This is a genomic window from Flavobacterium sp. (assembly GCF_031409475.1).
Lineage (GTDB): Bacteria > Bacteroidota > Bacteroidia > Flavobacteriales > Flavobacteriaceae > Flavobacterium.
Window position 1 is genome coordinate 20,368 of sequence record NZ_JANNXH010000046.1, and the last position, 18,656, is coordinate 39,023.

Genomic DNA, 18,656 nt, shown 5'->3' on the forward strand with positions numbered 1-18,656 from the left:
GAGTTTCAAACTCTGACAGGATTGTAGTAAAAAAAAAAACGGAAAGCCGAAACCTAAACATAGTAGGCAATAAAAAATTAAATCATAATGAAATCAGTATTAATTACAGGAACAAATAAAGGCATTGGTTTTGAAACTGTCCTTTCATTTGCTCGTGAAGGCTATAAAGTTTTTGCAACCATGAGAAATCTTGAAGCTGCAGCATCTTTAAAAAAACATATTGAAGACGAATCTTTGACAGTCATAATTTACAAAATGGATGTTGATTCAGATGAATCAGTGAAACATTGCATTGAAACTATTATTAAAGAGTATGGAATCATAGACGTATTGGTAAACAATGCAGGAATTGAGCGACATGGTTCAATTGAAGAATTGCCATTGACTGATTTTAAAGCAATAATGGAGACCAATTATTTTGGTGTCATCAGATGCATTCAAGCAGTACTGCCTCAAATGAGAGAAAATAAAAAGGGCTGTATTATTAACCTTGGCTCGGTTTCAGGAAAAATTGCCTGTACACCTTTAAGTGCGTATTGTGCCAGCAAGTATGCCTTAGAGGCTCTTACAGAATCATTGGCACAAGAAGTGAAACCATTTAATGTTAGAGTATCGCTGGTACAACCAGGAATCATTGACACAAAAATGGCTCAAGACATTAGTGTGGATAGTAACTCTAAATATCCACAGGTACTTCGTTTTGGAGCTATGTTCGAAGAAACGCTCAAACAACCAACACCACCTTCTTTAGTAGCCGATGCAATGCTTGAAATTGCAAATAGTGCTACTTGGCAATTAAAACATCCTGTGGGACCAACTGCAATTCCATTTTTAGGATGGCGGGCATCTATGACAGATGAGCAATGGGTTGATTGGAATGCACAAACTGATGAAGAATGGTACAATGCTGTTCAAACGACTTTTGGAATGAACGTAAGACGAGGAAAATAGTTTGTTGTGCGTCATGCCTTGTGAGTTACTACAAACTTAAATGAAACTTATAAAATCAATTTGAAAATATAACGGATAAGCCAAAAACCAATATGAGTAAGCAAATTAGCAACCAAATAAACTTTAAATAAATGAAAAAACTCACGCTATCCCTAATCCTTACATTAATAGGCAGTACTTCATTATTAGCACAAACTAAAGATATACTTGAAGATGAAGTGTGGGATATGGAAAAACGATATTGGGAATATGTGCAGAAAAGTGACACGATATCCTATAAAAAATTATGGCATAATGATTTTATAGGTTATCCAAGTTTTGGTGATGGTGTTTCAAATAATGCCAAAATAGCGATTTGGATTCCAAAATTGCATGAAAATACTACGCAACTTTTTAGCTACACATTATACAAAAAAGCAATAAATGCTATTGGTGATGTTGTAATCGTATTCTATGATACCGATGAAATTTGGACTAACAAAGAAAATATAGTAGTTCGAAAAGAAACCTACAAGTTTACCCATACATGGAAAAAACACAAAGATACTTGGTTAATACTTGGAGGTATGGCTGCAAGAAAATTATAAACAACCAATCAACAAATAAAATTTAAACAATGAATCAATCAAACATTTTCGCATTCACAAAACCTAAATCCTATTTGAGATTAGGTTTTACACTATTTTTAATTCTGTTTGCAGGGAAATTTATCATTAAAGATGCCTTGCCCTATTTTGGATTTGAACAAGAAACTTTTGGGCATTACTGGGATTTTAAATGGGCTTTAATAGGGCACATTTCATGCGGACTTTTAGCATTAGTTCTTGGGCCTTTTCAATTCTGGAAAGCATTTAGAAATAAATACTTAACAGTGCATAGATGGTCGGGACGAATATACTTAACCGCAATTCTAATCGGGACACTATCTTCAACTTCATTGGCTTGGACAAGTTCAATACAAGTCAACTTTGCTTGGGCTTTTGGATTACAAGGATTGGCTTTTGCTTGGATTACGACTGCATCAATGGCATACATTTCAGTAAGGAGAAAACATATTCAACAACACAAAGAATGGATGATTCGAAGCTATGTAGTGACTTTTGCTTTTGTAACTTTTCGTTGGCTAAATGAATTAACTATCGTAAAAAACCTAATGCCAGAATTTGTAGAAAGAGGACCAACAGTAATCTGGTTTTGTTGGACAATTCCATTACTCATTACTGAAATTGTATTGAGTTGGAACAAGAAATAAATAAAAAATTAAAAAAATATGATTATGAAAAAAACAATGCTACTCTTTATTACAATTTCATTTTTTGGAATCGTTCAGTCACAAGAAACAACAAACATTACTTTTAACCACATCGCATTATCCGTAAAAAATCTAGATGAATCAGCTACTTTTTACAAAGAAGTTTTAGGATTACAGGAAATCACTAATAAAACCAAAATAGAAGGCATTCGTTGGTTCTCGTTTGGCGAAGGCAAAGAATTACACCTAATTTCTATTCTAAAAGATCCTGTTGTGATCAATAAAGCGGTTCATTTTGCACTGTCGACAACTAACTTTAACAGTTTTGTCAAAACACTACAAGATCGTTACATCACTTACTCTGATTGGCCAGGTATTATTAATAAAATTACCATGAGAGCCGACGGAATACAACAAGTATATTTCCAAGATCCAAACGGTTATTGGATTGAAGTAAATAGCGTGAATTAAAATTAAAACAAACAGGAAAGCCAAAAACCAATTAGAGTAAGCGAATAATTTTAAAAAAATCAAGAAAATGACTAACGAAAATAATATTAAAACAATTGAAACGCTCTACGCTGCTTTTGCCGTGGGCGATATTCCAACGGTTCTCGCTGCCTTAGATGAAAAAGTAGTTTGGAACGAAGCCGAAGGAAATAAGTATGCTGATGGAAATCCTTATATCGGTCCACAAGCAGTTTTGAATGGCGTTTTTGCTCGTATTGGCGCAGATTATGAATATTTTAATCTGGTTAATATTGAGTTGCATGAAATGTCTAACAATAAAGTGCTTGCCACTTTACGCTACCAAGCTAAATTAAAGAAAAATGGTGCCACTTATGATGCGCAAGTAGCACATCTTTGGACACTTAAAGACACGAAAGCGATTGCTTTTCAGCAGTATTTAGACACCAAGAATGTAGCAGATGCAGAAGCTAAATAGTTAAAAATAATTAAACCAGTAAAACTAGACAAAAAGCAATAAATTACAGTATATGACGACAACTCCTCAAAAATTTTACGGACTCGATAATTTACGCGCCTTTGCCATCATTATGGTAATTCTTTTTCATTATCCCAGATGGTTTCCACATCCTGCTTGGTTTCCTGATATAGTAAAATTTGGTTGGACAGGCGTTGATTTATTCTTTGTGTTGAGTGGATTTTTAATTGCATCGCAACTGTTTGCACAAATTATAAAAGATGGCTCTTTTTCAATGAAAGAGTTCTACATCAAGCGGTTTTTTAGAATTATTCCTATTTACTATTTTGTACTAGCGTTATATTTTATATTTCCAGTTTTAAGCGGTGACCAATTATTGCCTCCACTTTGGAAATTTTTGACCTTTACCCATAATCTAGCTTTCACCGATTTTGAAACCCATCGTGCCTTTGGCGTAGTGTGGTCGCTTTGTGTAGAAGAACATTTTTATTTGGTATTGCCCATAACCTTGTTGTTGCTTTTAAAAATAGACAATCTAAAAAACACCTATTTGCTGCTTATCTTTTTATTTCTAGCAGGTTTTCTTATCAGGATGTATTGCTGGTATGAAATTTATATTCCACAAAGTAACGGTTTAGAAAACAGAGCACTATGGATAGAAACCATTTATTATCCTACCTATTGCAGATTAGACGGATTATTAGTTGGAGTTTCCATTGCTGGATTGTACAACTATTTGCCTTCGCTTTTTTCCCGATTATCAAAATATGCCAACGGATTTATTGCTGTTGGCTTACTGATTTTAACCATCGCTTATTTTCTATTTATTAACGGTATTGGTTTTGGAAGAAGCATTTTTAGCTTTCCAATGGTTTCTATTGGTTTTGGATGTATGGTTTTAGGAGCTATTATGCCAACTAGTTTTTTATACCAATGGAAATCAAAAGCACTCACCAAAATTGCCGAACTTTCGTATGCGCTGTATTTGATTCACATGGGAGTTATTCTTTTAACACAAAAATTACTATTTGATTTTGGAATTGCAAAAGACAGCAATTTGACATTTATATCGTCTATGATATTTTGCGTTACCATTTCCTTAATTCTTCATTACAGCATCGAAAAACCATTTATGAAAATGCGAAATAGGTTTTTGAAGTAAGATAAATAATTAACAAGGAATTAGTTAATAAGTAATTAAACAACTGTTAAAATTGAAATATTAAATAATTAATTTTAAGCATTTTATAAACAAATTTACCTAAATTAAAAATAGAAAAGAGCAGTAAATATATTCGAAATTATAACAAAAACTTAATGATAAAAAAAATTAAACTACCAACAGCTACTACCCTTATGATGATAGTCATCATTCTAGCAGCTATCAGTACATGGATTTTACCTGCTGGACAATACAGCAAATTGACAAGCGAAAATAATAAAGCTTTTGTTATTACCTCAAAAACAAATACAGTTTCGTTACCCCTTACACAAAAAATATTAGACAGTCTTTTCATCAGAATACCGTTGGAAAAATTTATTAAGGGAGATATTAAAAAGCCCATTTCGATTCCGAATACCTACCAACAAGGTGCAAAAAACCCACAAGGTATTATTGATGTATTGAAAGCACCAATAAAAGGGATTATAGATAGTATTGACATCGTGTTGTTTATTTTAATCATTGGTGGGTTCATGCAAATTTTTAATAAAACCGGGGCAATGCTGACAGGTGTAAAATACCTTGCAAACAGCATGAAAGGCAGAGAACGACTGCTAATAATTATATTAACTTTTATATTTTCATTTTTGGGTGGTTCCTACGGAATGGATGTTGAAGCCATTGTGTTTTATCCTATTTTAGTGCCTGTTTTTTTGGCAGCAGGTTATGATTTGATTGTGCCTTTGGCTATTGTTTTTGGTGGAACTATGGTTGGTTTTATTGCCAGTTTTTCAAATCCATTTTCTGCAATAATTGCAAGCAATACACTTGGCATTAACTGGTTGGATGGTTTTTATGAAAGACTTTTATTTTTTTTTATTTCTACAGCCATTTACATTTGGTATTTACTGCGGTATGCAGACAAGATAAAGAAAGACCCAACTGCTTCATTAGTCTATAAAATAGATGGAAGTGTCAACTCTTCTTTTGATTTACATATAGTACCCAAAAACGAAACAATAACCTTAGAATTAAAAACAAAAGCGTTTCTACTTTTATTTTTTCTCACTTTTATGAGTATGATTGTTGGAATCGTTTTTTTTAATTGGTGGTGTATAGAAATGTCTGCTTTGTTTTTAGGCTCTGCCATTTTAGTTGCCCTCATCGAGGGAATGAATGAGAAGTCATTTGTTTCTGAATTTACTAAGGGAATGGAATCCTTGCTTACCGTAGCGATCATAGTAGGTTTGGCTCGCGGTGTAACCATCGTATTGAACGAAGGAATGGTAAGTGATTCTATTTTGTATTACGCATCTAATGTGGTGGTGAATTTTTATCCAATGCTATTTATTATATTGATAATGTTATTTTATTTTTTCTTTAGCATTCCTGTTAGTTCATCATCTGGTATGGCAGTGCTAACCATGCCAATTATTGGAGCATTAGCAATTTTATTAAACATTCCTGGCAGAGAAGTTGTCAATTCTTATTTATATGGTATTGGAATCATGTATTTAATTACTCCAACAGGTTCAGTATTTCCTGCACTCACTATGGTAAATGTTAGTTACAAGGCATGGATAAAGTTTATTATGCCATTTGTAATTGTTTTACTTATTCTAGGTGCAGTATTTTTAATGATAGGAATTAAGTTTAATTAATGCAAAGAAAAAATACACTACTGCCAATATAAAACCAATGCGTTAAATACTTAATTTTAAATGCTTTAAAATAAAATAAAAAAATTGAAAACCAAAATAAAAAACTTATGGAAAACAAAACACTTTTAAAATCGGCGCTTTTAATGCTAGTTATTGTAGTGATAACCACTGCATTTTGTGAAATTTCTTTGAGAAATAAAGGCATTCCTATTAGTTATGATGATGGTCCAGCGTTATGGTCAGATAAAAGAGCCATGGTCTATGAACCTTTTGATGATGCTGTAGTTTTTATTGGTTCCTCTCGAATTAAATTTGATTTAGACATTCCTACTTGGGAAACAATAACTAATATTCATGCTGTAGAATTAGCCATTGAAGGCAGTTCACCACGACCAGCTTTAGAAGATTTAGCCAATGATCCCAATTTTAAAGGACGATTAATCGTAGATGTAACCGAAGGTTTGTTTTTCTCAAATGCACCACCAAATACGGAAAATCCAATCAAAAACATAAAATACTATCATGATAGAACACCAGCGCAACGGGCGAGTTTTTTCTTGAACAAACCATTAGAATCTCAATTTGTTTTTCTAAATAAAGATTACTTTTCACTCAATGCTAAATTAGATGCGCTCGAAATTCCAAGTCGTCCAGGTGTATTTGTAATGCCATTATTCCCTATTGAGTTCAGTCACAACACTTTTGAAAGACAAATGTACATGACACCAGAATTCTTGACTAATACTACTTTACAAAACAAAGTCAAAGCCAATTGGGCATTTTTTGCTAGTCTAGGAAAAGGTGCGCCACCAATGCCTGTAGCTGAATTGGCAGCCATATTCAAATCGGTTAAAACGGCAACCGACAAAATCAAATCTCGTGGTGGCGAAGTTTTATTTGTTCGAACTCCATCAAGTGGTGGTTATTTACAAGGAGAATTAAAGGCTTTTCCTAGAGAAAAATACTGGGATAAATTGCTTACTTACACCAATTGTCCGGGAATTCATTTTCTGGATTATCCAGCAATTGACCATTTTATTTGTCCAGAGTTTTCGCATTTAAGTCAACCCGATGCTGAAATTTTCACTCAACATTTTATAACAATTCTCGAAAAAGACAAAGGTTGGAAGCTTTCAAATCCTAAAAATAATCAACTAAAATAGTCTCATCATGGTATTCAACTCCTATACTTTCATCGTCTTTTTTATAATCATGCTATTCTTGCACAACTTGCCTTTCACTTGGAGAGTTAAAAAAGTCAATCTGTTATTAGCAAGTTATATTTTTTATGCTGCTTGGAATCCTCCATTTATACTCTTGCTTTGGCTTTCTACCATTGTCGATTTTTATGTGGGTCGCGCTTTGTATACTCAAGAAAATCAGTATAAGAAAAAACTATTGCTGGTTTTGAGTTTAATTGGCAATCTAGGAATGTTGGTTTTCTTTAAATACGGTACATTTTTACTCGAAAATTTCGTGAATTTATGTAACGTTATTGGTTTTGATTATAATCCAGCAACACCTAATATTATTCTACCAGCGGGGATTTCATTCTACACCTTCACCACACTTTGTTATACGATTGATATGTACAAAAAACGAAGCGAACCGGTAAAATCAATGCTCGATTTCTCTTTATTTGTAACGTTTTTTCCACACCTTGTCGCTGGACCAATTGTTCGTCCGCCACAACTAGTACCACAATTTGAAACACCTCGAATTGCATCACGAAAACAAATGATGGATGGACTTTTACTGCTATCACTTGGACTATTTATGAAAGTAGTTTTGGCAGATAGCATGCTTTCGGCAACCGCAGATGCAGTTTTTGATTCCGCTGCTATTTTGCCAACACTCGATTCTTGGATTGGTGTTTTGGCATTTTCGGGTCAAATATTTCTTGACTTTGCGGGTTATTCTACTTGTGCCATTGGTGTGGCATTATGTCTTGGGTTTGTGTTGCCACAAAATTTTAATTATCCGTATGCAGCAATTGGTTTCTCTGATTTCTGGAAACGTTGGCACATTACGCTATCCAGTTGGTTGCGTGATTATTTATACATTCCGCTTGGTGGGAACAGAAATGGTGCAGTTAGAACCTATTTTGCACTAATGGCAACCATGCTTTTGGGCGGACTTTGGCATGGCGCCAATTGGACATTTGTAGTTTGGGGCGGATTGCACGGATTGTATTTGTGGGTAGAAAAATTCTTTAGAGACAGACGAACTGAAACTAATGATACTCTTAAACAAAACAATCAATGGGTTGGTTTTTTCTATGCTTTACTAACCTTTATGTTAATCAATATCACTTGGGTATTTTTCAGAGCGGATTCCTTTGGAAAATCATGGTTAATGCTGCAATCCATGTTCGGAATTGCAACTGATGGCAATCCATTATTAACCACATTAGCTATTCTAAAAGTAGCCTTTGTTGTTCCAGCAATTGTACTATTTCACTGGTTTATGCGCGATACTAAAGTGCTTGATGTGGCGCACAAAATGTCGTGGTGGTCGTTAGGAATTGTTTGGTCAATTTTAATCTTATTCTTGATTTGGGCACAAGAAAGTGGTAGCTCATTTATTTATTTTCAGTTTTAAAAAAATTTTTTTTTTTTATGACAACACTAACAAATTCGAGAATACAATCCATCGACATCCTTCGTGGTATGGCTTTGATGGGCATTCTGATAGTTCATTTTGCTGTTGGCCTTCATTGGCTTTATGCTTCTCCAGAACAAAAGGCTTTAATGCCATTTCCAGAAATAAACGCCATAGTTGGTCCTACAATCGATTTTTTCTTTACGGATAAGTCTCGAACACTATTTGCATTTATGTTTGGAATATCCTTTTTTATCCAACTCAAAAGTGCGGAACATCATAAAAAACCTTTTAAACGTGCCTTTTTGTGGAGATTGACAATTCTTATGACATTCGGTTTATTGCATGGACACTTACTTTTTGGCTCCGATATTCTACGCTATTATGCTGCTGGTGGTTTATTTTTACTTTTAGTTTATAAATGGTCATCTAAATCACTTTTGATTTTGGGTTTATTTCTAAACATCATTGTTCCTGTTATTGCCACTATTGTTTCGATTGTGTATAAAATAAATTTATTTGGAGATTATCCAGATTTGTTGAGTTTTCAAAAAGCCTTTATGTCAACTTCATACTGGGAGAATTTCCGTATTAATAATTTCGATGCAACATCTCGATATAATTTGTTTTACCTATTGTATTATTTCGTACCGGTTACTGGAATTTTTCTTATTGGTATATGTGTTGGCAGACAAAATTATTTACAAAATCCAGAAATGCATACAAAATTGTTGAAGCGATTTGTACTTTGGGGATTGGGTTTGGGGTTTTTTATTCAGGGAAGCAACCTTTTTATGAATGCAGCTCTAGAGCATAAATGGATTAATGGAAACATAATTATATATGCTTTTAAAGATTTTCTGGTAAGCATTGCAGTGTTGCTAATTTCGCTGGGGTATATTTGCACGCTAACCTTGTTGAGTCTGCGCCCAAGCTGGAACCGTTTTTTATCAATTCTTGCACCAGCCGGAAGAATGACTTTGACTAATTATATCATGCAGTCTGTATTTCTCTGGGTTGTTTTTTTTGGATCGGGCTTTGGCTTGTATTTAAAGATCGGACCGTCTATTTCCATTTTTATTGCCTTGACACTTTGTGGCTTACAGTTGGCTTGGTCATACTATTGGCTTACCTATTTTAAAATGGGTCCGCTTGAATGGGTTTGGCGTTATGCAAATACAGGAAAAAGACCAGGATTTAAAAAAACAATTGCTATGGATAACAAATAATAAAAAATAAAAATGGTGGTTGCCTTATTTGTAAAACATTACAACCCAACAGGGTTTTAACCCTTGTTAGGGTTACTAAAATGAAAACATCAATTGCAACGGGTTTAAACTGGTTGTAAAAAATACAAATCAAAATGGCTTTAGCCAAAATAATTAATAAACTAAATCATGACAACACTAACAAATTCCAGAATTCAATCCATCGACTTGCTAAAAGGTTTAGTAATGGTTATTATGGCGCTCGACCACGTTCGAGATTATTTTCATTACTCAGCTTATATATTTGATCCAACAGATCCAAATCAAAGTACGTTGCCCATTTTCTTTACCCGATTTATAACGCATTTTTGTGCGCCAACATTTTGCTTCCTAGCAGGAACTTCAGCGTTTATGGTTGGAAAAAGAAAAACGAAAGCTGAATTGTCTAGTTTTCTTTTAAAACGTGGACTTTGGTTGGTTTTTATCGAATTGACTATTGTTAATTTTGGTTGGTTTTTTGATATTTATTTTAGAAGTCTCTTTTTAATAACTATTTGGTCATTAGGAATTAGTATGATTGTTTTGTCTGGATTAATTCATCTTCCTCGAAAATTTATTTTAGGATTTAGTTTACTGCTCATTTTGGGTCACAATCTTTTAGATTCAGTTCATTACGAAGGCAATTTGCTTTGGTCTATTGTTCACGAGTTTGGTATTTTCCAACTAACAGATCGAGTTGAACTTATAGTTGGATATCCTTTAATTCCTTGGATTGCTGTAATGGCGTTAGGGTATTATTTTGGTAATTTTTATGATTCATCGTATGATAGTAATAAAAGAAAAAAACTATTCAATCTTATAGGAATTTCTGCAATTGTTGCATTTATTATTTTGAGGTTTACAAATGTATATGGTGATCCAGTATTATATAAAGATTATGAAACAACAGCAAAAGATTTGATTTCATTTTTTAATCCTTCTAAATATCCGCCATCGTTATTGTATTTATTAATGACTTTGGGAACTGCTCTTTTATTCTTAGCAAACGCCGAAAAATTAAAAGGCAAAGTGGTTGATTTTTTTAGCACTTTTGGGCGAGTTCCGTTTTTTTATTACATCTTGCATCTGTATCTTATACATCTTGTTGCGTTACTTTTTGCCGAGCTTTCAGGATTTGGTTGGCAGAGCATGATTTTAGAAGATTGGATGACAGAAGTGCCAGCATTAAAAGGTTTTGGATATCCGCTTTGGGTGGTTTATGTGGTTTGGATTGGAGTTATTGTATTGCTGTATCCTTTGTGCAAAAAGTTCGATAATTATAAACAAGCCCACAAAGAAAAATGGTGGTTGAGTTATTTGTAGAAAAGTGAATACTATAACTCCGATAGTCCCGAAGTTTCGGGATGAACTCTGTCGGAGTTGTTAAAATAAAAAATAAAAATTTTATAAATCAAAACAAACAATAAATGCTAAAGAAAATTTCCATCGCCTTTTTTTGGCTCGCCTTCTTTGGGTTCTTTTTATATAAACTGATTCCGAAATACGCATACCTGACTAATGATACTTTAAAACATTGGGGAAGCAACACTACATTTGACAACAGCATTTTTGCGCTGCATATTTTTGCTGGCATTGTTGTTTATTGCACCGCCATATTGCAATTCACACCCTCAATACGCAATAAATACATTTCCTTCCATCGTATCACTGGTAAGCTTTATATTCTTTCCTCCCTACTCTGTATTACAACTTTGTATATAATCATTCCCAGAACCTGGTGTATTGACTGCAGGCCATCGCAATTTATTGTAACCAGTTTATGGCTGCTGTTTATAATAATTGCATTTTATTTTATTAAAAAACTAAAAATAAAGCTGCACAAAAGAATGATGATCAGTAGCTTTATCTGTGCAGCTTATTTCGTTACCGTGAGAGTAATTGATGGTTATTGTATGGACGTATTCTATTATTTATTTCCAAATAAATCAACGGCATATTTGGCTTCTGATGTGTTTGTATGGTTGATCCCGTTGCTATTTTTCAATCTTTATTGGTTAATAAAAGATAAAAAACAAAGGGTATGAATAAAAAAGTAGTTGTTTTGATTAATATATTCTTCACTACAACCTTAAGCAGTATTGCACAGGTTAATTGTGAGGTGTATTCGCAAAACCACAAAGAAAAATGGTGGTTGAGTTATTTGTAAAATTTACATATACCTTTAGTCTCTAGTTTATTTTTATTAAAAAACAATTTTTAAAATGAAAAAAATAATACCGATCATTTGTTTTTGTATCAGTATGCAAAGTGCTTTTGCTCAAGATATAGCTTCTGTAAGGCAAAAAGAGAATCTCACATTTCCTGAACTTTTGGTTTTTTCGAAGGAATTTGAAAATTATTTTTCAAGTAAAAACAAAATCGAAAAAATAGTGTCAGACAAAAGATTTCTAGAAGGACCAGTTTGGGTAAAAGCTTTAAACGGTCTTTTGTTCACTGAAATGAATGAAAACAAAATTTATTTCTGGAATAAAAAGAAAGGGCTTTCCCTGTGGTTTGAGCCTTCTGGATATGCAAATGGATTATTGCTTGATGCGAATGGTAATTTGCTTTTAATGCAGGGGAATGTTAATGTAACTAATGAAACAAAAAGACAGATTGGTAAAATAGTTAATCCTAAATCGAATAAAAAAATAACCGACTTCATAACAAATTACGAAGGGAAGAAATTTAACAGTCCAAATGATGCTGCCATCAACTCTAAGGGAATAATCTATTTTACAGACCCACCTTTGGGGTTGAAAGATGGTGATTCAGATACCGAAAAAGAGTTGTCCTTTAATGGGGTTTTTAAATATGAAAAAGGAAAAGCAAAACTACTAATTGACACGTTGAGCCGACCTAATGGGATTGGAATAGCACCAAATGACAAATTCCTATACGTAACTAATAGGCAAAGTTTGTTGTGCTATGAACTAGATAATAATGGGGATATAGTTAAATCCGTTAACTTTTTTGACATCCAGAAAGTATATGATCATATGATTCCTTCAACTAAACTTGGTTCAAAGGCTTGGGATGGAATGGCCGTTTCTAAAGATGGTGTAATAATCGCTGCGGGTTGCGGTGGAGTTTGGTTTTTTTCTCCAAAAGGGCTTTTATTAGCTCACATTCAAACTCCAGAATTTACTTCGAATACAGCTATTGATGACAATGGCGACTACCTGTACTGGACTGCTGGAAAACTTCCTTCTGAGAATGGTGGGAGTTGCCTGTATCGATATAAACTCCGGTGAAAATTTAAATAAAACTCGGAATAAATACAATCCTATAGCGACAAATTACACAACCAAAATAATTCTAATAAATCAATTATGACAACAATTACAAAACCTAGAATACAATCCATTGACTTATTAAAAGGTTTGGTAATGGTTATTATGGCGCTCGACCACGTAAGAGATTATTTTCATTATTCGGCTTTCTTTTTTGACGCTACTGATCCTGAGCAAACCACATGGCCAATCTATTTGACACGTTTTATAACGCATTTTTGTGCTCCGGCTTTTAGTTTCTTGGCTGGAACTTCGGCTTTTATGATTGGGAAAAGAAAACCTTTGAATGAGTTATCAAGTTTTTTATTCAAACGCGGACTTTGGTTGGTTTTTATTGAAATTGTAATCATCAATTTCGGCTGGAAATTCGATTTAAATTTCACCCATATTGGTTTGCAAGTAATATGGTCTTTAGGTATCAGTATGATTGTTTTGGCGGGTTTAATTCATCTTCCTAAAAAACTAATTCTGGCGTTTAGTTTGGTCATTATTTTTGGACACAATTTGTTAGATAACATCCATTTTGGTGGTAGTTACTTTTGGGCAATCCTTCACGAACGACAAAAGTTTGAATTTATAGAAGGACATACGGTTATTTTTGCCTACTCGTTATTGCCTTGGATTGCCGTGATGTCGTTGGGATATTGTTTTGGTTCACTTTACGATAGTTCGTTTGATGCTCAAAAAAGAAAGCGACTATTAAATGCTTTAGGATTAGGCAGTCTTGCACTTTTTTTTATACTTATTGCTCTCAATTCGTATGGAGATCCGGTGAAATGGACTAATTACGGCAATACATCAAAAACACTAATGTCAATTTTCAATATCAGTAAATATCCGCCATCGTTATTATATTTATTAATCACATTAGGAGGAACATTTCTCTTTTTAGCGAATGCTGAAAAACTAAAAGGTAAGGTAGTCGATTTCTTTTGTGTGTTTGGGAGAGTTCCTTTTTTCTATTATATCATTCACATTTATCTGATACATTTATTTGCCGCTTTTGCTGCCTATTTTACAGGATTTGGTTGGCAAGCTCTGGTGTTGCCTAAATTTATTACACGAGTAGAAGCTTTGAAAGGGTATGGATTTAATTTAATAACGGTGTATCTCGTTTGGATTATTGTTATAGTATTGCTTTATCCGTTGTGTAAAAAATTCGATAATTATAAACAATCACACAAAGAAAAATGGTGGTTGAGTTATTTGTAAAACAACAGAACCCTAACAGGGTTTTAAACCCTGTTAGGGTTAATAAAAACTGACTTTAGCCAAAAACAAACACTATGAAAAACACAAAACCCAACCAATTAAAAAAAGCACTCGGATTTAGTTTTGGAATCGCCATTATGGTAGGAAGTACTATTGGCGCTGGTATTCTACGAACTCCTGGAGCCATCGCAGGATTGCTCGATAATTATTGGCTCATCATTGGGTGTTGGATTCTGGGTGGAATATACGTCTTGATTGGTGTAGGTTCGTATGCCGAATTGGCTACGATGCTACCCAAAGCAGGAGGTTCTTACAATTATGTCAAACGTGCTTTTGGAGATTACGCGGGTTTTGTAACGGGATGGTTTGATTACATTGCCAATGCTATTGCACCTGCTTTTTTCTGTATCGTAATAAGTGAATACCTAGTTATTTTATTTCCAAATTTGGAAAACCAAACTACTGTTATCGCTATTGCCTTTTTAATTGCTTTTACCATCCTTCATTCTAGCGGTATAAAAAACGGAAGTATAATGCAACAAATAACGAGTGTTATCAAAGTGGTTTTATTTGTAGCATTGATTGTAGCCTGTTTTATGTATAGTGGTGTGAAAATAAATCCTATTGAAAAAAACGCTACAGCTTTACAAATTGGAGGAATCATTGGTTTTTTCAAATCCCTTCAAATGGTTTTAGGTACTTACGATGGTTGGTATGCAGGAAGTTTTTTTGCCGAAGAAGACGAAAATCCAAGTAAAAACATTCCGAAATCATTGTATACTGGTGCTATAATTGTCATGTTGATTTATGTACTTATTAATATGGCATTTTTATATGTAATGCCAATAGCTTCATTAGCCAATTCGCCATTAGCCGCTTCGGATGTTGCCAAAGTTGTGTTTGGAGAAAATGGCGCCATCATTGTAACTATTATCGCTATATTTTCGTTAATAAGTATTCTGAATGCTTTTATGATGATCCCTTCTAGAATTTTATTTGGATTAAGTCGGGATGGCTTTTTTATTCAAAAAGGGACTACAGTAAACAAAGGAGGAACTCCAATTGTGGCACTTTTAATTTCTGCTACTTTTACTTTATTTTTGATTCTAATTGGTTCGTTTGAAGTGCTGTTTTTATTAGGAACATTTATGGCAGTTATTGTTTGGGGTTTGGTGTATTGCGCCTTAATTAAACTCCGAATCTCAGAACCTGATTTGCCAAGACCACACAAATCTTGGGGTTATCCTTATACTTCTATAGTGATGCTATTGTTTTCAATTGTGCTGTTTTGTGGGTTTGCTTACAGTGACCAAAAAAGTTTTGTAACCATTTGCATTATCACAGCACTTTCATATCCTTTGTTTTTATGGATAAAGTCTAATAACAAAAAGAGTAGTAATGACAACAAATAACACCCCAATTAAAACTCATGAACGCGAAATATTTTTAGATGCGTTGCGAGGATTTGCCATCCTTGGAATATTCATTGCAAATTTAGGAAGCTTTAGTTTTTTTGATGAAAGCGCTAAAATTTCAAGTGCATGGATTTTGGAAGGTTGGGATAACACCATGACGTTTTTGCACCATATGTTTATCGAAGGGAAATTCTATACTATTTTCAGTTTATTATTTGGTTGGGGAATTGCTTTACAGTTAAAAAGAGGAGCTGAAATTGGTGTAAATCCGGTTTCTACAATTAGAAGGAGACTGTACTTCATGTTATTACTTGGGGCAATGCACCTACTTATTTGGATGGGAGATATCGTTTTCTTTTATGCTTTAATAGGTTTCATTTTATTACTTTTTCGGAAATTTTCAAATAAAACAATACTTATTACAAGTGTGCTTCTCATTTTATCACCAATAGTATTGTATGGGTTAAAAATGTTATTTCCGGTGCTGACTTTTCCTACCCAAATATTATATCAAACTGGTAATACCATACGAGAACAACTAACAGAAATTGACGGTAAAGTCAAACGAATGGAATTTATGCAACACGCTGGCTGGTTTGATCATCTCAAAAGGAATATGGCTGGTTTCTTTTATCGCTACGGCTATTTATTATTTGTGAGTAGAATTCCAAAAGTATTGGGCATGTTCCTGATTGGATATTTAATTGGACGGACTGATTTTTACAAAAACGTACAGCAAAACAAAAAAATAATCTATTGGGTTATAGGTCTAGGATTACTCATTGGATTACCAGCAAATTATCAATTGGCGTTTTATATGTCAAATTTTGAGGATGATTATTTCGATTTAAAAATAAATGGTTGGTTTGAAACTATTTTTTATGCAATTGGAGTAGTTCCATTAGCATTGGCTTATGTTGGCTTATTAATGATGAGTTTTCAAACCACTATTGGTCACAAAGTATTATTACTTATTTCCCCTGTTGGCAAAATGGCATTTACTAATTATATCTTTCATTCACTAATAGGAAATTTTGTTTTCCTTGGAGCAGGAATGGGTTATATGGGACAAATTGGAACGGTATATTATACCCTATTTGGATTTTTTATTTGGATCGTTCAAATCATTGGAAGTACAATTTGGCTCAAGTATTTTAATTTTGGACCCATAGAATGGGTATGGCGAAGTCTGACTTACGCCAAAAAGCAACCCATGTTAAAATTAAAAAATTACAATGAAAAGACTAAATTATAACCCGTTGGGTGCAATTATTAAAAACGTCTATTCGAGTGTTTTTTGTCCCGAAGCTTCGGGAGTAAAACGGAACAAAAAATGCCTGTCTGCCACAGGCAGGTATCGAGAATCGTTTTTAACGAAATTTTTCTAGTTCTGTCATCCTGAGCTAGCCGAAGGACGATTTTCTTCCCGAAGCTTCGGGAGAAAATCACTCGTCCCGAAGCTTCGGGAGACGTAAAATTATCATTAAAAACTAATTACACCCAACGGGTTAAATTATAACAACTATCTAAATAAAAAACAATGACAACAACCGAAAGTTTATTTACACCGTTACAACTCTCCGACAGGATTTATTCCTTAGATGTAATGAGAGGCATTGTTCTATTTGGCATTTTACTAATGAATATTAATGGAATGGGGCTTTCAGGAGCTTACGATAATCCAACAGTTTCAGGCGGAGCTACAAGTTGGGATCTTTATACTTGGATTACTACCAATATGTTTTTTGAAGGTACGATGCGTTCTTTATTCTCATTATTGTTTGGTGTAGGAATGTTTGTACTCCTCAATCGTCTTGAAAAAAAAGGAGCAGGAATCGAAGCTGCCAATATCTATTTTAGAAGATTGACTTGGCTATTGGTTTTTGGTTTGATTCATTCCTATTTATTATTGTGGGTTGGTGAAATTTTATACAACTATGCATTAATGGGTTTTTTGTTATTTTCTTTCAGAAAAATGGCCCCTAAAAAATTAATACTCATTTCAGCTCTATTAATTTCAATTGGTACTTTATGGGAATTTAGCAGATACAATGATGATTTAAAATTAGTAGATCAAGTTGCTGTTGCAAAACAGTATAAATTGGAAGGGAAAGAGTTAACCAAAGAACTAAAAGAAGCTAGTGATAAATGGGGAAAAATAGAATATGAAAAATCTCCTGAAGCTATTAAAGAAAATGAAACCAACATGCATAAAGGTTATTTTGATGTTGTTGCTTTTTTGGCTCCTATAATCACAGATTCTAATGAAAATGACCCTTATAGATATGATGTTTGGGATGTATTGAGCATGATGCTCTTAGGAATAGCATTCTTTAAATTGAATATATTATCTGCAGAGAAATCTTTTACTTTTTATAGTCTAATGGCTTTACTTAGTTATGGTATTGGATTGATGATTAATTATTACGAAATCAACTTAATCATTAAAAGTAACTTTTCATATATGGGATTTTCAAAATCATATCTAACCTATTATTTAGGAAAGACAACTGTCGCTATTGGACACGTAGCTTCAATAATGATTTTATGCAAACTAACCATTTTAAATTGGCTAAAACAAAGTCTCGCTGCTGTGGGTAAAATGGCATTGACGAATTACGTTATGCACTCTGTTTTTACAATATTTATTTTTACAGGTGTTGGTTTCGGAATGTTTGGAAAACTACAAAGACACGAACTTTTGTATGTCGTATTTTCTATATGGATTTTCCAATTGATTTTAAGTCCAATATGGTTGAAATATTTTCATTTCGGACCATTAGAATGGGGTTGGAGATATTTGAGTTATTTGAAAAAATATCCCTTTAAAAAGTAATACTTTTAGATAAATGATTTCACTATAAATAAAAAAGCCTTTAGAAATATAATCTCTAAAGGCTGTTTTTTATACAAATT

18 protein-coding genes are annotated in these 18,656 nt (G+C 33.5%); all 18 read left to right on the plus strand.

Features of this window, described 5'->3' with window-relative positions; genetic code table 11:
* Positions 1–87: 87 nt before the first annotated feature.
* Positions 88–951, plus strand: a complete 864-nt coding sequence (locus RMO53_RS08940; protein ID WP_310379810.1) for an SDR family oxidoreductase — start codon at positions 88–90, stop codon at positions 949–951.
* A 131-nt stretch (positions 952–1,082) separates the two neighbouring features.
* Complete coding sequence (locus tag RMO53_RS08945) at positions 1,083–1,538, plus strand: nuclear transport factor 2 family protein (protein ID WP_310379812.1); 456 nt, start codon at positions 1,083–1,085, stop codon at positions 1,536–1,538.
* A gap of 29 nt (positions 1,539–1,567) precedes the next feature.
* Positions 1,568–2,203, plus strand: coding sequence for a DUF2306 domain-containing protein (locus RMO53_RS08950; RefSeq protein ID WP_310379813.1), 636 nt, complete (start codon positions 1,568–1,570; stop codon positions 2,201–2,203).
* A 24-nt stretch (positions 2,204–2,227) separates the two neighbouring features.
* Positions 2,228–2,674 (plus strand): VOC family protein, encoded by a 447-nt coding sequence (locus RMO53_RS08955; RefSeq protein ID WP_310379816.1) that lies wholly within the window; start codon positions 2,228–2,230, stop codon positions 2,672–2,674.
* 67 nt (positions 2,675–2,741) lie between these two features.
* A complete protein-coding gene (locus RMO53_RS08960; protein ID WP_310379818.1) occupies positions 2,742–3,149 on the plus strand; it encodes a nuclear transport factor 2 family protein in 408 nt (135 codons plus the stop codon).
* Positions 3,150–3,201: 52 nt separating this feature from the next.
* Complete coding sequence (locus RMO53_RS08965; RefSeq protein ID WP_310379819.1) at positions 3,202–4,311, plus strand: acyltransferase; 1,110 nt, start codon at positions 3,202–3,204, stop codon at positions 4,309–4,311.
* Positions 4,312–4,466: 155 nt separating this feature from the next.
* Positions 4,467–5,972, plus strand: a complete 1,506-nt coding sequence (locus RMO53_RS08970) for a YfcC family protein (RefSeq protein WP_310379820.1) — start codon at positions 4,467–4,469, stop codon at positions 5,970–5,972.
* Between the two features lie 107 nt (positions 5,973–6,079).
* Positions 6,080–7,135, plus strand: coding sequence for a hypothetical protein (locus RMO53_RS08975; protein ID WP_310379822.1), 1,056 nt, complete (start codon positions 6,080–6,082; stop codon positions 7,133–7,135).
* Positions 7,136–7,142: 7 nt separating this feature from the next.
* Positions 7,143–8,573: an MBOAT family O-acyltransferase gene (locus tag RMO53_RS08980; protein ID WP_310379824.1), complete on the plus strand. Its 1,431-nt coding sequence runs from the start codon at positions 7,143–7,145 to the stop codon at positions 8,571–8,573.
* Between the two features lie 17 nt (positions 8,574–8,590).
* Positions 8,591–9,802 carry a DUF418 domain-containing protein gene (locus RMO53_RS08985; protein ID WP_310379825.1) on the plus strand — a complete coding sequence of 404 codons (1,212 nt, stop codon included), beginning with the start codon at positions 8,591–8,593 and terminating at the stop codon, positions 9,800–9,802.
* A 168-nt stretch (positions 9,803–9,970) separates the two neighbouring features.
* Positions 9,971–11,143: a heparan-alpha-glucosaminide N-acetyltransferase domain-containing protein gene (locus tag RMO53_RS08990; RefSeq protein WP_310379827.1), complete on the plus strand. Its 1,173-nt coding sequence runs from the start codon at positions 9,971–9,973 to the stop codon at positions 11,141–11,143.
* Between the two features lie 104 nt (positions 11,144–11,247).
* Complete coding sequence (locus RMO53_RS14460; protein WP_409024829.1) at positions 11,248–11,865, plus strand: DUF2306 domain-containing protein; 618 nt, start codon at positions 11,248–11,250, stop codon at positions 11,863–11,865.
* Complete coding sequence (locus RMO53_RS08995) at positions 11,862–11,987, plus strand: hypothetical protein (protein WP_310379829.1); 126 nt, start codon at positions 11,862–11,864, stop codon at positions 11,985–11,987. Before RMO53_RS14460 ends, RMO53_RS08995 begins: the two co-directional genes overlap by 4 nt.
* Before the next feature lie 55 nt (positions 11,988–12,042).
* Positions 12,043–13,074: an SMP-30/gluconolactonase/LRE family protein gene (locus tag RMO53_RS09000; RefSeq protein ID WP_310379832.1), complete on the plus strand. Its 1,032-nt coding sequence runs from the start codon at positions 12,043–12,045 to the stop codon at positions 13,072–13,074.
* Between the two features lie 78 nt (positions 13,075–13,152).
* Positions 13,153–14,325 (plus strand): heparan-alpha-glucosaminide N-acetyltransferase domain-containing protein, encoded by a 1,173-nt coding sequence (locus RMO53_RS09005; RefSeq protein WP_310379834.1) that lies wholly within the window; start codon positions 13,153–13,155, stop codon positions 14,323–14,325.
* Positions 14,326–14,399: 74 nt separating this feature from the next.
* Positions 14,400–15,737 (plus strand): APC family permease, encoded by a 1,338-nt coding sequence (locus RMO53_RS09010; protein ID WP_310379835.1) that lies wholly within the window; start codon positions 14,400–14,402, stop codon positions 15,735–15,737.
* Positions 15,724–16,995, plus strand: coding sequence for a DUF418 domain-containing protein (locus RMO53_RS09015; protein WP_310379836.1), 1,272 nt, complete (start codon positions 15,724–15,726; stop codon positions 16,993–16,995). Before RMO53_RS09010 ends, RMO53_RS09015 begins: the two co-directional genes overlap by 14 nt.
* A 285-nt stretch (positions 16,996–17,280) precedes the next feature.
* On the plus strand, positions 17,281–18,576 hold the full coding sequence (locus RMO53_RS09020) for a DUF418 domain-containing protein (RefSeq protein ID WP_310379838.1): 1,296 nt from the start codon (positions 17,281–17,283) through the stop codon (positions 18,574–18,576).
* Positions 18,577–18,656 lie beyond the last annotated feature (80 nt).

Excerpts from the sequence above, each read along its gene's own strand:
- RMO53_RS08985 (WP_310379825.1), top strand. The coding sequence starts at position 8,591 with ATGACAACACTAACAAATTCGAGAATACAATCCATCGACATCCTTCGT.
- RMO53_RS08965 (WP_310379819.1), top strand. The coding sequence starts at position 3,202 with ATGACGACAACTCCTCAAAAATTTTACGGACTCGATAATTTACGCGCC.
- RMO53_RS08975 (WP_310379822.1), top strand. The coding sequence starts at position 6,080 with ATGGAAAACAAAACACTTTTAAAATCGGCGCTTTTAATGCTAGTTATT.
- RMO53_RS08980 (WP_310379824.1), top strand. The coding sequence starts at position 7,143 with ATGGTATTCAACTCCTATACTTTCATCGTCTTTTTTATAATCATGCTA.
- RMO53_RS09005 (WP_310379834.1), top strand. The coding sequence starts at position 13,153 with ATGACAACAATTACAAAACCTAGAATACAATCCATTGACTTATTAAAA.
- RMO53_RS09010 (WP_310379835.1), top strand. The coding sequence starts at position 14,400 with ATGAAAAACACAAAACCCAACCAATTAAAAAAAGCACTCGGATTTAGT.
- RMO53_RS09015 (WP_310379836.1), top strand. The coding sequence starts at position 15,724 with ATGACAACAAATAACACCCCAATTAAAACTCATGAACGCGAAATATTT.
- RMO53_RS08950 (WP_310379813.1), top strand. The coding sequence starts at position 1,568 with ATGAATCAATCAAACATTTTCGCATTCACAAAACCTAAATCCTATTTG.
- RMO53_RS08955 (WP_310379816.1), top strand. The coding sequence starts at position 2,228 with ATGAAAAAAACAATGCTACTCTTTATTACAATTTCATTTTTTGGAATC.
- RMO53_RS08995 (WP_310379829.1), top strand. The coding sequence starts at position 11,862 with ATGAATAAAAAAGTAGTTGTTTTGATTAATATATTCTTCACTACAACC.
- RMO53_RS08945 (WP_310379812.1), top strand. The coding sequence starts at position 1,083 with ATGAAAAAACTCACGCTATCCCTAATCCTTACATTAATAGGCAGTACT.
- RMO53_RS08940 (WP_310379810.1), top strand. The coding sequence starts at position 88 with ATGAAATCAGTATTAATTACAGGAACAAATAAAGGCATTGGTTTTGAA.
- RMO53_RS14460 (WP_409024829.1), top strand. The coding sequence starts at position 11,248 with ATGCTAAAGAAAATTTCCATCGCCTTTTTTTGGCTCGCCTTCTTTGGG.
- RMO53_RS09020 (WP_310379838.1), top strand. The coding sequence starts at position 17,281 with ATGACAACAACCGAAAGTTTATTTACACCGTTACAACTCTCCGACAGG.
- RMO53_RS09000 (WP_310379832.1), top strand. The coding sequence starts at position 12,043 with ATGAAAAAAATAATACCGATCATTTGTTTTTGTATCAGTATGCAAAGT.
- RMO53_RS08990 (WP_310379827.1), top strand. The coding sequence starts at position 9,971 with ATGACAACACTAACAAATTCCAGAATTCAATCCATCGACTTGCTAAAA.
- RMO53_RS08970 (WP_310379820.1), top strand. The coding sequence starts at position 4,467 with ATGATAAAAAAAATTAAACTACCAACAGCTACTACCCTTATGATGATA.
- RMO53_RS08960 (WP_310379818.1), top strand. The coding sequence starts at position 2,742 with ATGACTAACGAAAATAATATTAAAACAATTGAAACGCTCTACGCTGCT.